Raw genomic sequence first — 13,047 nt, 5'->3', positions numbered from 1 at the left:
CCAAACACGGAGAAGCCGCGCCGTTTCACGATGTTGGGGCCTGAAAGTCGGAAATGGGATAGGGCGCACAGTTTTGAGGAGTGCTATCCTCCATCGCTCACCAGGGGGCGCTGGAAAGCGGGTGTTCGGAAATGACCGGCAAGGGTGCGGCGGCGATCATGTGCGAACAGGAATCAGACATCGACCGCAAGGCGATGGCTGAGATCGTGCACGCCATCCTGAGCACTGGCGAGTCGGCATTGTTCTCCGAGTTCGGGCGGCAACGCAAGCTGCCTTCAGGCACGCATCTGTTCCACCGCGGCCACGCCGGCAACACGATGTACGTGATCGTCAGCGGCTGCATCGAACTGGACTTCGGCGAAGACCTCGTCGTGAAGTCGCTCGGTCCCCATGAATTCTTCGGCGAGCTGGGTCTGTTGATCGGCGATCACCAGCGCACGGCCGGCGCGCGTGCGGTCGAGGACAGCATCGTGCTGGAACTGGACCACGAGGATTTCCAGCGCCTGGTCGACCGCGATCCTGGTCTGCTGGCCTACTTCCTGCGCCGCACGATCATGCGCGTGGTCAGCAACGAACAGGTGCTCATCCGCCAGCTGCGCCGCCGCAATCACGATCTCGAAACCGCGCTGGACAATCTCTACGTCACCACCCATCAGCTCACCCACACCCGCGAGCTGGTACGCACCGATGAACTGACCGGCCTGCACAACCGGCGTGGTCTGGCGCTGTACCTGCAGGAATGCCGTGCCCAGGAAGACAGCGCGCCGCAGGGCCTGCTGCTGATCGACTGCGACCAGTTCAAGCAGGTCAACGACGTGCACGGCCACCAGGCCGGCGACCGCGTGCTGCAGAGCGTGGCCAACATCCTGCGCTCGGTGGCCACCGAGCCGGACGTCGCCTGCCGGCTGGGCGGCGACGAATTCTGCCTGCTGCTGCGCAGCGCCGACCAGGACAGCCTGCAGCACGCCGCCGAGTTCATCCTCAGCGCGGTGCATGGCCTGATCGGCCGCGCCCACGGCGTACCGCATGTGTGCCCGGTCAGCATCGGCGTCTGCCTGATCGACCCGCGGACCGACTGGAGCGAGTGGTACGCCCGGGCCGACAATGCGCTGTACCAGGCCAAACGGCTGGGCGGCAACCGATTGCACTGGTCGCGATCAGCGACCGCCACACCCTGATCGGGAGATCGGCATGAACGGCGACAACGGAACGTCGACCCAGGCCCCGCAGATGCGGGCGCTGTTGTTCACAGATCTGTGCGACTCGCTGATCCTGGTGGAGCGCATCGGTGATGCGGCGGCGGCGGAGCTGTTCCAGGCGCATGACCGGCTGGTGCTGGCGTTGCAGCAGCAGTGGAACGGGCACCAGATCGATCGCTCGGACGGGCTGTTCCTGTTGTTCGAGCGGCCCATCGATGCGCTCGGATTCGCCCTGGATTACCACGCTGGCCTGGGTGCACTGGGTCGATCGCTGCAGCACCCCATCCGCGCACGCGCGGGCCTGCATGTCGGTGAGGTCATCCTGTGGGACAACAGCGCCGAAGCGATCGCGCTGGGCTCCAAGCCGGTGGAAGTGGAAGGGCTGGCAAAGCCGATGGCGGCGCGGCTCATGCAGCTGGCACGGCCCGGGCAGATTCTCGTGTCGGCGACGGCTGAGTCGATGGTCCGGCGTGCCGGCGTTGCGTTGCGCGATAAAAACAATGGACTGAAATGGACCTCGTTCGGACGCTGGCGATTCAAGGGCGTGGCGCAGCCGATGGACGTGTTTGGGGTGATGTCATCGGACATGCCATCCAGCGGTCGCCCCCGGGCGACGTCGAAGGCCGTCCGCGACCTGCCTTTCTGGCGCCAGCCAACGGCCATGGTGGCGGAAGCCACATTGGCCGTCGCGCTGCTGGTGGGGGCTTGGATGATGACGCGATCGCAGCCGGCGATCGCCTTCGCTGAGCGTGACTGGGTGGTGCTGTCGGATGTCACCAACCAGACCGGCGAGCCCATTTTCGATGACTCGCTGCGTCAGGCCATGCTGCTGGGCCTGGAACAGTCGAAGTACGTCAATGTACTGTCCGACGGCAAGGTCCGTGAAAGCCTCGAACTGGCACGCGATCCCGTGGATGCCGTGCTGGATCGATCGCGCGCGGTGGACGTGGCGGTACGCGAAGGTGCCCGGGCGGTCCTGGTACCGAAGGTCATCCCGCGGCGTGGTGGATACGAGGTGCAGATCTCGCTGATCGACCCTGGCAAGGACGTGGTGATCCAGACGTACACGGCCCTGGCGTCCGGGACCGGCAACGCGGTGGAGGCGGTCGACAAGGTGATCGGCGAACTGAGGGCTGGACTGGGCGAATCCGTCGCAGGTCTGCAGCGGTCCATGCCGCTGCCCAGTGCCTCAACCGCCAGTCTGCGCGCCCTGCGCTCGTATGCGCTGGCCGAGACGGCACTGGGCGAGCGCCGTTTCAATGACGCGCGCAATCTGTATCAGACCGCGTTGGAGATCGATCCGGCGTTCGCGCTGGCCTATATCGGCCTGGCCAAATCGTTCGCGCGTACCGCCGATCGCAGCAGTGCGCGCGAGCAGCTGGAAAAAGCGCTGGCGTTGAAGGGGCGGCTGCCGCACCGCGAGCAGCTGTACCTGAAAGGATGGCAGGCGGAGCTGGAGCCGGACGGGTGGCCGGTCGAGCAGTGGCGGGTACTCGCCGGGGTGTACCCGGATTTCTATGCCGGTCCTTCCAACACGTCCTGGTATCTGATCCAGGACAACCGCTTCCAGGAGGCAGAGCCCTTCGCCCGTGCGGCGTCCGTTCCCCAGGACTACCTGCGCATCTACCCCATGGTGCACCTCGCCCGCATCCAGCTGGCCCGCAACCAGTTCCATGAGGCGCAGAACACCCTGCAGCAGGCGCGTACGCTCCGCCGCGACGGTATCGACGACACCCAGGTGGATGTTCTGGTCGGCTTGCGCCGGTATGCAGAAGCCAGGCGCCTGGTGGAGCGCATGGGTAAAGGCGAGGACGCCCTGCAGGACCTGATGCATCTTCGAGCAAAGGTGCTGCTCGCCGCCGACCAGGGAGACTGCGACGCCATGCGTTCGGCCGTGCGCCAGGATGCCGCGAAACCGGGCCTGGCGGATTACCAGATTCATCAGAAGCTGGTGCATGCCACCGTCGAGACGCTGTGCGGGGGGGCCAACAAAGGCACCTTGTCTGCGACCGCAACGCAGCTGATTCCCATGTTGAAAGAGCGCGATCATCCCAACATCGCCGACCGCAGCCTGCAGTTGCTGGCGCTGGTCTACCTTGCGCAGCGCCAGGGCCAGCATCCGTTGGCCGACACACTTTTGCGCGACAACGCGGCGCTGCTGGAACGCCAGCACAGCCCGGTGGTCGCCAAGTGGCGGCGCATCGTGTCCTCCAATGCACTGCTGATCGATGGCAAGGCCGATGCGGCGGTAGAAATGCTGCAGCCGCTGCTGGACGGGTCCGAGCCGGTGCAGGCGCATGTCGTGCTGCTGCAGGCCAGGAGGGCACAGCAGGATGGGGCGGGCGTCCTGCAAGAGCAGCAATGGCTGGCCACGCATCGTGGGCAAGCCATTGCCGAGGTGGCGGCGATCCAGGTCTGGCAGCCGTTGAACGCGCATGACGTGGCCACCTGGTCCGTGCCGGTCAGCGCGACCGGCATGCAGTGAGGCGACCGTCAGCTGATGGTGTCGCCAACTTTGCCAGCTTCGAAACAGAACACCACCGTCATCGACGCGGTATGCGTGCTCAGATAGGTTTCCAGTTCGCTGCGCAGCGCGAGCAGTTCCGAAGGCGTGGCGAGGTCCACGACAGCCAGGCAGTCGGTACAGCCGTCGGGGTCGATGCCGATCGAGGCCAGCGCTGCCGCGCCATCGGCGGAAAACAGCGTGCGGAACGCCGTATCGCCAATCAGATGGTCGAGCAGCAGCATGGCTTGGGTCGGGGTGAGCTGGGCGGGAGCAGGCGTCATGGTCGATTTCCAGGGCAAGAGAGTGTTCTATCGGCACAAGCGCTCCCCGGTTGAGCACAACGCACCGGCGGAGGCCTCTGTGTGCGGTCACCGCACATCGGGATAAGCTTACCTCTGCATTACGACAGGAAGATCGATGCGCGTTCGCCGCTGTACCCATCTACTGCTGGAGCCGCGCGAAACCGTCTCGTTCGGCCTGCAGGCGCTTCTGCGTGGCAACACCGAGGCCAACAGCACCCATGTCTGGCTGGCGCTTGCGGGGCACCTGGATGGCCCGGTGGAGATCGACGCCGGGCAAAGCGAACTCCTTGGCCGCACCAGCGCAACGCAGTGGCGGACGTTGTCGGCGCAGGACATGGCCGATCCCCGCTGGGGCCAGTTGCTGAGCAACGGCCTGCTGCTGGGCGATCAGCCGGAACACGCAGACCTTCTGGCGCGCGACCAGCGGATCAAGGACGCACATTGGTGGCCGCTGTCCGCCGTGGCGCACCGGCACTCGCGCTGGCAGGGCGTGGACAGCGTTTCGGACATGCGCGGGCAGGGCCTGGATACCGCAGTCGGTCTGCGCAGGACGCTGGGTGCGCCGCCGCCTGCCGTGCATCCTCTGGAGGGCCAGTACCAGCCGCTGCCGAACGTGCAGGAATCCGAGTTCGATGCCCTGCTGGCGGCCAGAACCACCTGTCGCAACTTCGATCCCGCGCGTGCGCTGCCGCTCCCGATGCTGGCCCAGCTCCTCCAGCGCAGCGTCATGGCCCACGCCGCGCTGCAGGTCGAGCAGGACATGCTGATCCTGAAGAAAAACGTCCCTTCGGGCGGGGGTCTGCACCCGACCGAGGTATGGCTGCTGGTACAGCGCGTCGACGGGCTCGCGCCCGGCCTCTACCACTATCACGCGCTGGACCACGCGCTTCTGGCGTTGCCATCGCCGCCCGTTCCCACGCTGCCATCGCTGGCTCGCACCATGGTATCGGGGCAGGAATGGTTCGCCGATGCGCCGGTCCTGATCGTGCTCGCCCCTCGTTTTGGACGCAGCTTCTGGAAGTATCGCAACCACGCCAAGGCGTATCGTGCGCTCACGCTGGACGCAGGACACATCTCGCAGATGGTGTACCTGGCGGCCACGGAAGCCGGCCTGGGTGCTTTTGTGACCGCAGCCATCAACGAAGGTGACGTGGACCAGGCCTTTGGCCTGGATGGCGTGGAACAGGGCGCGCTGGCGATCTGCGGTGTGGGCTACCGTGCGGTAGAGCGCAGCACGGCCGAATTTGATCCGGCCGGCCGCAGTGCGGGTAACTACGCCGCCTCGAAATCCACCAGCACCGCCCCATCACCCACCTGATCCCCGGCCTTGACCCGGTAACCCTGCACGGTGCCATCGGCCGGTGCCTGCAGCGTGTGCTCCATCTTCATCGCCTCCAGCACCAGCAGCGGCGCGCCGCGTTTGACCGCCGTGCCCGGTGCCACCAGCGTGGCAACGATACGGCCGGGCATCGGCGCGACCAGGCTGCCGGCATCGGCGACGGACTGGTCCGCTTCGCTGACGGGATCATGCAGGGTGAAGCGCTGCACGCCCTCGCTGCCGAACAGGTAGAGCTCATTGCCATCGCGGATGACGGTGGCACGGTGCAGCTGCTCGCCGATCTGCACGCGCAGCGCATCACCGGCCAGGCGGCCGCTGCCCTGCAGCGCGTTGCCGTCCATGTGGACGGTCCACTGTTCGCCCGCGCCCTGCACGGCCACGCTGCGCTGTGCACCCCGGTGCTCCAGCGTCAGCGCGCGTGCGGCGGCCGCGCCAAGGCGCCAGCCATCCTGGGCCTGCCACGGCGAGTGCGGGTCACGCGCGTCACGGCGGGCGGCCTCGCTGGTGGCCACGCCGGCCATCGCGGCCAGCGCCCAGAGCGCCGGATCGCTGTCGCCATCGTTGGGGGCCAGTGCGGCCTGCTCGCGCTCGATCAGCGCGGTGTCCAGCTTGGCCTGGGTAAACGAATCGGTCATCACCAGCCGGCGCAGGAAGGCGGCATTGGTGGTCACGCCGACCACTTCGCATTCGGCCAGGGCCTGCTGCATGCGGCGCAGGGCAGCATCTCGATCGACATCCCAGACGATCAGCTTGGCGATCATCGGGTCGTAGAACGGGGTGATCGCATCGCCCTGTTCGACACCGGCGTCCACGCGCACGTGTGCGGTGTTGGCCGGCAGGCGCAGGTGGCGCAGGGTGCCGGTGGACGGCAGGAAACCGCGGTCGGCGTCTTCGGCGTACAGGCGTGCTTCGAGTGCATGGCCGCGGATCTGCAGCTGATCCTGCTGCAGCGGCAGCGGCTCACCGCTGGCCACGCGCAGCTGCCACTCGACCAGGTCGGTGCCGGTGATGCACTCGGTGACCGGGTGCTCCACCTGCAGGCGGGTGTTCATTTCCATGAAGTAGAAATCGCCATCGGGTCCGGCGATGAACTCCACCGTGCCGGCGCCGACGTAGTTGACCGCGCGCGCGGCATCGACAGCCGCCTTGCCCATCGCGGCGCGGCGCTCGGGCGTCATGCCCGGGGCGGGCGCTTCTTCGAGCACCTTCTGGTGGCGGCGCTGCACCGAGCAGTCGCGCTCGAACAGGTACACCACGTTGCCGTGGCTGTCGCCGAACACCTGGATCTCGATGTGGCGCGGGCGCTCGACATATTTTTCGACCAGCACGTGTGCGTTGCCGAACGCCGACTGCGCCTCGCGCTGGCAGCTGGCCAGCGCCTCGGTGAAGGTCGCGCTGTCATCCACGCGGCGCATGCCCTTGCCACCACCGCCGGCGCTGGCCTTGATCAGCACCGGGTAGCCGATGCTGTCGGCCTGCTGGCGCAGGAACTCGGGGATCTGCTCGTCGCCGTGGTAGCCCGGGGTCAGCGGCACGCCGGCCTGCTGCATCAGCGCCTTGGCCGCGCTCTTGTCGCCCATCGCGCGGATCGCCGCAGCGGAGGGGCCGATGAACACGATGCCGGCCTCGGCGCAGGCCTGCGCGAAGCCGGCGTTCTCCGAGAGGAAGCCGTAGCCGGGATGGATCGCCTGCGCGCCGGTGCGGCGGGCGGCCTCCAGGATGGCGTCGCCGCGCAGGTAGCTCTCACGCGCCGGCGCCGGGCCGATCGCGATGGCCTCGTCGGCCAGGCGCACGTGGCGCGCGTTGCGGTCGGCGTCGGAGTACACCGCCACGGTGGCGATGCCCAGACGCTGGCAGGTAGCGATGACGCGGCAGGCGATTTCGCCACGGTTGGCGATCAGAATCTTGGTGAACATGGTGGTCTCGTTGCGCGGGCCAGGGGCGGCGGTGCCAGGCGGCACCGCCCGTGCATTACATGCGGAACACGCCGAAGTCGGTCTTCTTCGCCGGGGCGTTGAGGCTGGCCGACAGCGCCAGGCCCAGCACACGACGGGTGTCGGCCGGATCGATCACGCCGTCATCCCAGAGGCGGGCGCTGGCGTAGTACGGGTGGCCCTGCGATTCGAACTGCGCGCGGATCGGCGACTTGAAGCCGTCTTCTTCCTCGGCCGACCACTGCCCGCCCTTGGCTTCGATGCCATCGCGCTTGACCGTGGCCAGCACGCTGGCGGCCTGCTCGCCGCCCATCACGCCGATGCGTGCGTTCGGCCACATCCACAGGAAGTTGGGCGAGTAGGCGCGGCCGCACATGCCGTAGTTGCCGGCGCCGAACGAGCCGCCGATCACCACGGTGAACTTGGGCACCTTGGCGCAGGCCACGGCCATCACCAGCTTGGCCCCGTCCTTGGCGATGCCGCCGTGCTCGTACTTGCGGCCGACCATGAAGCCGGTGATGTTCTGCAGGAACACCAGCGGAATGCCGCGCTGCGTGCACAGTTCGATGAAGTGCGCGCCCTTCAGCGCGGACTCGGAGAACAGGATGCCGTTGTTGGCGATGATGCCCACCGGGTAGCCGTGCAGATGCGCGAAGCCGGTGACCAGGGTGTTGCCGTAGCGCGGCTTGAACTCATCGAAGCGTGAATCGTCGACCAGGCGCAGGATCACTTCGCGCACGTCGTAGGGCTTGCGCGTGTCGGCCGGGATCACGCCGTACAGCTCGTGGGCCGGATGCCGCGGTTCCACCGGGGCCTGCACTGCCAGCGCCGGCTCGGGCTTGCGCCAGTTGAGCTGGGCGATGATCGCGCGGACCCGGGCCAGCGCCTGCAGGTCGTTGTCGGCCATGTGGTCGGCGACGCCGGAGATGCGCGTATGCACGTCGGCACCGCCCAGTTCCTCGGCGGTGACCACTTCACCGGTGGCCGCTTTCACCAGCGGCGGGCCGCCGAGGAAGATGGTGCCCTGCTCGCGCACGATCACCGTTTCATCGCTCATCGCCGGCACGTAGGCGCCACCGGCGGTGCAGCTGCCCATGACGCAGGCGATCTGCGGGATGCCCTGCGCGGACAGGTTGGCCTGGTTGTAGAAGATGCGGCCGAAATGATCGCGGTCCGGGAACACCTCGTCCTGCAGCGGCAGGAACGCACCGCCGGAATCCACCAGGTAGATGCAGGGCAGGCGGTTCTGTTCGGCCACTTCCTGCGCGCGCAGGTGCTTCTTGACCGTCATCGGGTAGTAGGTGCCACCCTTGACCGTGGCATCGTTGGCCACGATCACGCACTCCACGCCCGAGACCCGGCCGATGCCGGCCACCACGCCGGCGCTGGGAATCGGATCGCCGTACATGCCGTGCGCGGCCAGCGGGGCGATTTCCAGGAAGGCGCTGCCCGGATCGAGCAGGGCATCGATGCGGTCGCGCACCAGCAGTTTGCCGCGTGCGGTGTGCTTGGCGCGTGCCGCTTCGCTGCCGCCCAGCGCGGTCTGCGCCAAGGTGGCGCGCAGGTCGTCGACCACCGCCTGCAGTGCGGCGCGGTTGGCCTCGAAGGTGTCGCTGCCCGGTTGCAGCTGGGTGCTCAGTACGGTCATGGCAGGGCCCTTACTTGGTGCGCTGGAACAGTTCGCGGCCGATCAGCATGCGGCGGATCTCCGAGGTGCCGGCGCCGATTTCATACAGCTTGGCATCGCGCCACAGACGACCGGTCGGGTATTCGTTGATGTAGCCGTTGCCGCCGAGGATCTGGATCGCCTGGCCGGTGAGCCACGTGGCCTTCTCGGCCGAGTACAGGATCGCGCCGGCGGCATCCTGGCGCGTGGTGCGGCCCTGGTCACAGGCGCGTGCCACCGCATACACATAGGCGCGGCAGGCGTTGAGGCCGACGTACATGTCGGCCAGCTTGGCCTGGATCAGCTGGAAGGTGCCGATCGCTTCGCCGAACTGCTTGCGCTCGTGCACGTACGGCATCACCACGTCCATCGCCGCGGCCATCAGGCCGAGCGGGCCACCGGAGAGCACCACGCGCTCATAGTCCAGACCGGACATCAGCACCTTGACGCCACCGCCGACCACGCCGAGCACATTGGCTTCGGGCACTTCGCAGTCCTGGAAGACCAGCTCGCAGGTGTTGGAGCCGCGCATGCCGAGCTTGTCCAGCTTCTGCGCCGTGGAGAAGCCCTTCATGCCTTTTTCGATCAGGAACGCGGTGATGCCCTTGGCGCCGCCATCCGGATCGGTCTTGGCATAGACCACCAGCACATCGGCATCCGGGCCGTTGGTGATCCACATCTTGTTGCCGTTGAGCACGTAGTGATCACCGCGCTTGTCCGCACGCAGCTTCATCGAGACCACGTCCGAGCCGGCGCCCGGTTCGCTCATCGCCAGCGCGCCGACCAGCTCGCCGCTGCACAGGCCGGGGAGGTAGCGCCGCTTCTGGTCTTCGTTGCCGTTCTTGCGCAGCTGGTTCACGCACAGGTTCGAGTGCGCGCCGTAGGACAGGGCGATAGCGCCGGACGCCCGCGAGATCTCTTCCATCGCCACCACGTGCGCGAGGTAGCCCATGCCGCTGCCGCCGTATTCCTCTTCCACGGTCAGGCCGAGCAGGCCCTGTTCGCCGAGCTTGCGCCACAGCGCATTGGGGAACAGATTCTCTTCGTCGGCCTGGGCGGCCAGCGGCGCGATTTCAGCGGAGGCAAAATGGGCCACGCTCTGGCGCAGCAGGTCGATCTCTTCGCCGAGATCGAAGTTCATGGTCGGGACGTGCATGGGCGACTCCGCAACAACAAGGGATGGGACGCGCCGGGAGGGATGGACGGGCTGACAGGGCCGTCCCGCGGGCGATGTACCCCCAGCGTAGCCGGGTTCGACAAAGAAGTGAACACAAATTCAAAAATTGAACATAGAATCAACAAATGGCCTATAAACGCTCCGCCCTGATGGAAGAACGCCTTGCCGGCGCCCGCGAACGCATCCTGCTGGCGACCCGTGCGCTGGTGGCCGCCGGCGGCTACCGCAATGCCCCGGTGACCGCCGTGGCGGCCGAAGCCGGGGTCTCCACCGGCCTGATCTACCGGCACTTCCCGTCCAAGGCCGAGCTGTTCGTCGAGGTGCTGACCGCCGCCGTCGAGCATGAGCTGCGCATCTTCGAGGCGATCGCGGCCGAGCCGCTGCCCGCGCCGGAGCGCCTGCGCCGCGCGATCACCGCCTTCGTGCGGCGTGCGCTGGCCGGCCCCGGGCTGGCCTACGCCTTCATCGCCGAGCCGGTCGACCCGGAAGTGGAAGCCGAGCGCATCCGCTGCCGCCGTCTGTTCGGCGATGTGTTCCGGCGCATCGTCGCCGATGGCGTGGAGGCAGGCACCTTCCCGCAACAGGACACCCATGTCGCCGCGGCCTGCATCGTGGGCGCGTTCACCGAGGCGCTGGTCGGCCCGACCGCTCTGAGCCGCGACGCGCACGGCGATGAAGATGCGCTGGTCGAGTCGATCTGTGTTTTCTGCCTGCGCGCCGCCGGCGCCTGAGCCGCCCGGATGCTGCATTGCGACACCGGCAGGTCGCTTGCGCAGCGCCGCCGACGCTGGTCATACTCCGGCGACAAGCCGTGGTCCAACGACTACCAGCCAGGGGTATAGAGAGTGCGGAATTACGACCTCGAGTTCCTGAAACGCTTTTCCATGGTCATCGCGCTGCTGATGGCCATCACACTCGGCCTCATCATCTTTGCGGCCTACCTGCATACCAGCATTCCCCCGGAAGTCTCGCCGATGGCGGCCAAGCGCACCGAACAGCGGATCGCGCCCGCCGGTGCGGTCTATGCGGGCAGCACCGGTGCCGCCGCGCAGGCCGCCGCTCACGCTGCCGCGCTGGTCAAAGCCGCCTCGCAGGTGGCCTACGGCGGCACCACCGACGGCAAGGTGATCTACGACAACCTGTGCACCGCCTGCCATACCAATGGCGTCGGCAAGGCGCCGACCCTGGACCATGGGCATTGGGATGCGCGCATCGCCCAGGGCAAGGACACGCTTTACAAGCATGCCGTGGAGGGCTACACCGGCCCGGACGGTGGCATCATGCCGCCCAAAGGCGGTAATCCGGCGCTGACCGAGGAGCAGATCCATGCCACGGTCGACTGGATGCTCGCCAACCTGAAATGACGGCTTTGCCGGATCAGGCCACCGACGCCGCCGAAGGGCGGCGTTTCACTTTATATGGTTAGCCTTGTCGCACTTCCCTGGAGTCCTGCTTCCGATGCGCCGTACCCCCCTCGTGTTCGCCCTCGCGCTGGCGTTGTCCGGCGCGGTCCATGCCGCCCAGCCGCAGCCCGCCACCTCGCCGCAGGTGCGTCCGGCGCCGACCACGTCGGCCACGGTCACCCTGACCGCGCCGCCGACCGACTGGCGCACGCTGGACGGCCAGCAGGTCCGCATCGCCGCGTCGCTGACCCTGGCCGGCACCGATGGGCTGTCGCGGTTCGGTGAGCTGACCGTGGCCTTCGGCGGCCGCCTCTGGCAGCCGAGCGAAGTGGCCGCACCGGGCACGGCGGGGCATGCGCAGGTGGTGGCCGACAACCTGCATCGCCGGCTGGTGCTGGATGATGGCAGCGATGCCCGCGATCCCGGCCCGGTGGCGTACCTGCCCACGGCCGCGAACCTGCGCACCGGCATGGTCCTGCGCAATGTCGAAGGCATCGTCCGCATCGATCCCAAGGGCACCACCCGCCTGCAGGTGACCCGTCCGTTGAACCTCCCGGCGCTGGAGCGCCCGGCGGCGCCGGTGGTGGCGGGCGCCGTGCACGTGGCGGCGTTCAACCTCGAGAACTTCTTCAATGGCGATGGCCAGGGCGGCGGTTACCCGACCCTGCGCGGCGCCCGCACCCTGGCCGAGCACCAGGCGCAGAAGGCCAAGCTGGTGGCGACCATCAACGCCCTCGGTGCCGATGTCGCCGCGCTGATGGAACTGGAGAACGATGGCTACGGCCCGCAGTCGGCGATCGCCCAGCTGGTCGATGCGCTCAATGCGGACCGGGGCAAGGAGGCCGACTGGCGTTTCATCGATGCCAAACAGGGCCCGGGCGACAACCCGATCCGGGTCGGCATCATCTACCGCGCCTCGCGGGTGACCCCGGTCGGTGCCCCCGCCGTGCTGGAGCAGGAGCCTTTCGGCGAGCGCAGCCGTGTGCCGCTGGCGCAGGCTTTCCGCGCCGGCAAGGGCGCGCCGTTCGTGGTCGTGGCCAATCACTTCAAGTCCAAGGGCTGCTCGGAAGCGACCGGCGCGGACGCCGACCAGAAGGACGGCCAGGCCTGCTGGAACGCCACCCGCGTTGCCTCGGCCACGCTGCTGGACCAGTGGCTGGCAAGCGACCCGACCGGTGCCGGCACCCGTGATGCGGTACTGCTGGGCGACTTCAACGCCTACGCGATGGAGGACCCGATCCGCACCCTGCACGCGGCCGGCTGGGAGGATGCGTTCGCGGTGGCGAAGGTCGAACGGCCTTACAGCTACGTCTACAACGGTATGACCGGCCGGTTGGATCACGCGCTGTTGAGCCCGGGCATGGCGCAGCGCCTGCGCGCGGCAGCGGAGTGGCACATCAATGCCGACGAGGCCGACGATGTCGGCTACCGCGACCGCAACGAAGCCGGCCCATGGCGCAGCTCGGACCATGATCCGCTGCTGCTGGGGTTTGATCGCTGATACCGCACGGGTGTGCCGGC

At 67.6% G+C, this 13,047-nt stretch carries 10 protein-coding genes; 6 read left to right on the top strand and 4 right to left on the bottom strand.

What is annotated here, in order from left to right; all coding sequences use genetic code 11:
* The first annotated feature begins 131 nt into the window (after positions 1 to 131).
* Both ABE473_RS02475 and ABE473_RS02470 read left to right on the top strand, forming a co-directional pair.
* On the top strand, positions 132 to 1,178 hold the full coding sequence (locus tag ABE473_RS02475) for a GGDEF domain-containing protein (protein WP_346488368.1): 1,047 nt from the start codon (positions 132 to 134) through the stop codon (positions 1,176 to 1,178).
* 13 nt (positions 1,179 to 1,191) lie between these two features.
* Positions 1,192 to 3,684, top strand: a complete 2,493-nt coding sequence (locus tag ABE473_RS02470; protein ID WP_346488367.1) for a putative peptide modification system cyclase — start codon at positions 1,192 to 1,194, stop codon at positions 3,682 to 3,684.
* Between the two features lie 8 nt (positions 3,685 to 3,692).
* Here the strand turns inward: ABE473_RS02470 and ABE473_RS02465 are convergent, their stop codons facing one another.
* Positions 3,693 to 3,986, bottom strand: a complete 294-nt coding sequence (locus ABE473_RS02465) for an NHLP-related RiPP peptide (RefSeq protein WP_179460518.1) — start codon at positions 3,984 to 3,986, stop codon at positions 3,693 to 3,695.
* A 136-nt stretch (positions 3,987 to 4,122) separates the two neighbouring features.
* Here ABE473_RS02465 and ABE473_RS02460 point away from each other — a divergent pair, with 136 nt between their 5' ends.
* A complete protein-coding gene (locus tag ABE473_RS02460) occupies positions 4,123 to 5,325 on the top strand; it encodes a putative peptide maturation dehydrogenase (RefSeq protein WP_346488366.1) in 1,203 nt (400 codons plus the stop codon).
* On the opposite strand, the gene ABE473_RS02455 is transcribed toward ABE473_RS02460, so the two are convergent.
* The 3 genes from ABE473_RS02455 to ABE473_RS02445 are packed head-to-tail and all read right to left on the bottom strand — an operon-like array spanning position 5,280 to position 10,102.
* On the bottom strand, positions 5,280 to 7,262 hold the full coding sequence (locus tag ABE473_RS02455; RefSeq protein WP_346488365.1) for an acetyl/propionyl/methylcrotonyl-CoA carboxylase subunit alpha: 1,983 nt from the start codon (positions 7,260 to 7,262) through the stop codon (positions 5,280 to 5,282). The two genes, ABE473_RS02460 and ABE473_RS02455, sit on opposite strands and share 46 nt — an antisense overlap.
* A 55-nt stretch (positions 7,263 to 7,317) precedes the next feature.
* Positions 7,318 to 8,928: a carboxyl transferase domain-containing protein gene (locus ABE473_RS02450; protein ID WP_070426393.1), complete on the bottom strand. Its 1,611-nt coding sequence runs from the start codon at positions 8,926 to 8,928 to the stop codon at positions 7,318 to 7,320.
* 10 nt (positions 8,929 to 8,938) lie between these two features.
* On the bottom strand, positions 8,939 to 10,102 hold the full coding sequence (locus ABE473_RS02445) for an isovaleryl-CoA dehydrogenase (protein ID WP_176990199.1): 1,164 nt from the start codon (positions 10,100 to 10,102) through the stop codon (positions 8,939 to 8,941).
* A gap of 146 nt (positions 10,103 to 10,248) precedes the next feature.
* Here ABE473_RS02445 and ABE473_RS02440 point away from each other — a divergent pair, with 146 nt between their 5' ends.
* The 3 genes from ABE473_RS02440 (at position 10,249) to ABE473_RS02430 (ending at position 13,027) form a co-directional block, all read left to right on the top strand.
* Entirely contained in the window at positions 10,249 to 10,854 is a 606-nt protein-coding gene (locus ABE473_RS02440) for a TetR/AcrR family transcriptional regulator (RefSeq protein ID WP_176990198.1), read from the top strand.
* Positions 10,855 to 10,968: 114 nt separating this feature from the next.
* The gene (locus ABE473_RS02435) at positions 10,969 to 11,487 is read left to right on the top strand and encodes a c-type cytochrome (RefSeq protein WP_070474313.1); all 519 of its coding nucleotides are present in this window, start codon (positions 10,969 to 10,971) and stop codon (positions 11,485 to 11,487) included.
* Positions 11,488 to 11,581: 94 nt separating this feature from the next.
* The gene (locus ABE473_RS02430) at positions 11,582 to 13,027 is read left to right on the top strand and encodes an ExeM/NucH family extracellular endonuclease (RefSeq protein WP_346488364.1); all 1,446 of its coding nucleotides are present in this window, start codon (positions 11,582 to 11,584) and stop codon (positions 13,025 to 13,027) included.
* Positions 13,028 to 13,047 lie beyond the last annotated feature (20 nt).

The organism is Stenotrophomonas sp. TWI700 (genome assembly GCF_039673645.1).
Lineage (GTDB): Bacteria > Pseudomonadota > Gammaproteobacteria > Xanthomonadales > Xanthomonadaceae > Stenotrophomonas > Stenotrophomonas maltophilia_AA.
The sequence above is the reverse complement of the archived record's forward strand: the minus strand, read 5'-3'. Positions and strand labels throughout refer to the sequence as shown.

What these genes read in the sequence shown, in the direction of transcription:
- ABE473_RS02475 (WP_346488368.1), top strand. Translation starts at nt 132, where the DNA reads ATGACCGGCAAGGGTGCGGCGGCGATCATGTGCGAACAGGAATCAGAC.
- ABE473_RS02470 (WP_346488367.1), top strand. Translation starts at nt 1,192, where the DNA reads ATGAACGGCGACAACGGAACGTCGACCCAGGCCCCGCAGATGCGGGCG.
- ABE473_RS02465 (WP_179460518.1), bottom strand. Translation starts at nt 3,986, where the DNA reads ATGACGCCTGCTCCCGCCCAGCTCACCCCGACCCAAGCCATGCTGCTG.
- ABE473_RS02460 (WP_346488366.1), top strand. Translation starts at nt 4,123, where the DNA reads ATGCGCGTTCGCCGCTGTACCCATCTACTGCTGGAGCCGCGCGAAACC.
- ABE473_RS02455 (WP_346488365.1), bottom strand. Translation starts at nt 7,262, where the DNA reads ATGTTCACCAAGATTCTGATCGCCAACCGTGGCGAAATCGCCTGCCGC.
- ABE473_RS02450 (WP_070426393.1), bottom strand. Translation starts at nt 8,928, where the DNA reads ATGACCGTACTGAGCACCCAGCTGCAACCGGGCAGCGACACCTTCGAG.
- ABE473_RS02445 (WP_176990199.1), bottom strand. Translation starts at nt 10,102, where the DNA reads ATGCACGTCCCGACCATGAACTTCGATCTCGGCGAAGAGATCGACCTG.
- ABE473_RS02440 (WP_176990198.1), top strand. Translation starts at nt 10,249, where the DNA reads ATGGCCTATAAACGCTCCGCCCTGATGGAAGAACGCCTTGCCGGCGCC.
- ABE473_RS02430 (WP_346488364.1), top strand. Translation starts at nt 11,582, where the DNA reads ATGCGCCGTACCCCCCTCGTGTTCGCCCTCGCGCTGGCGTTGTCCGGC.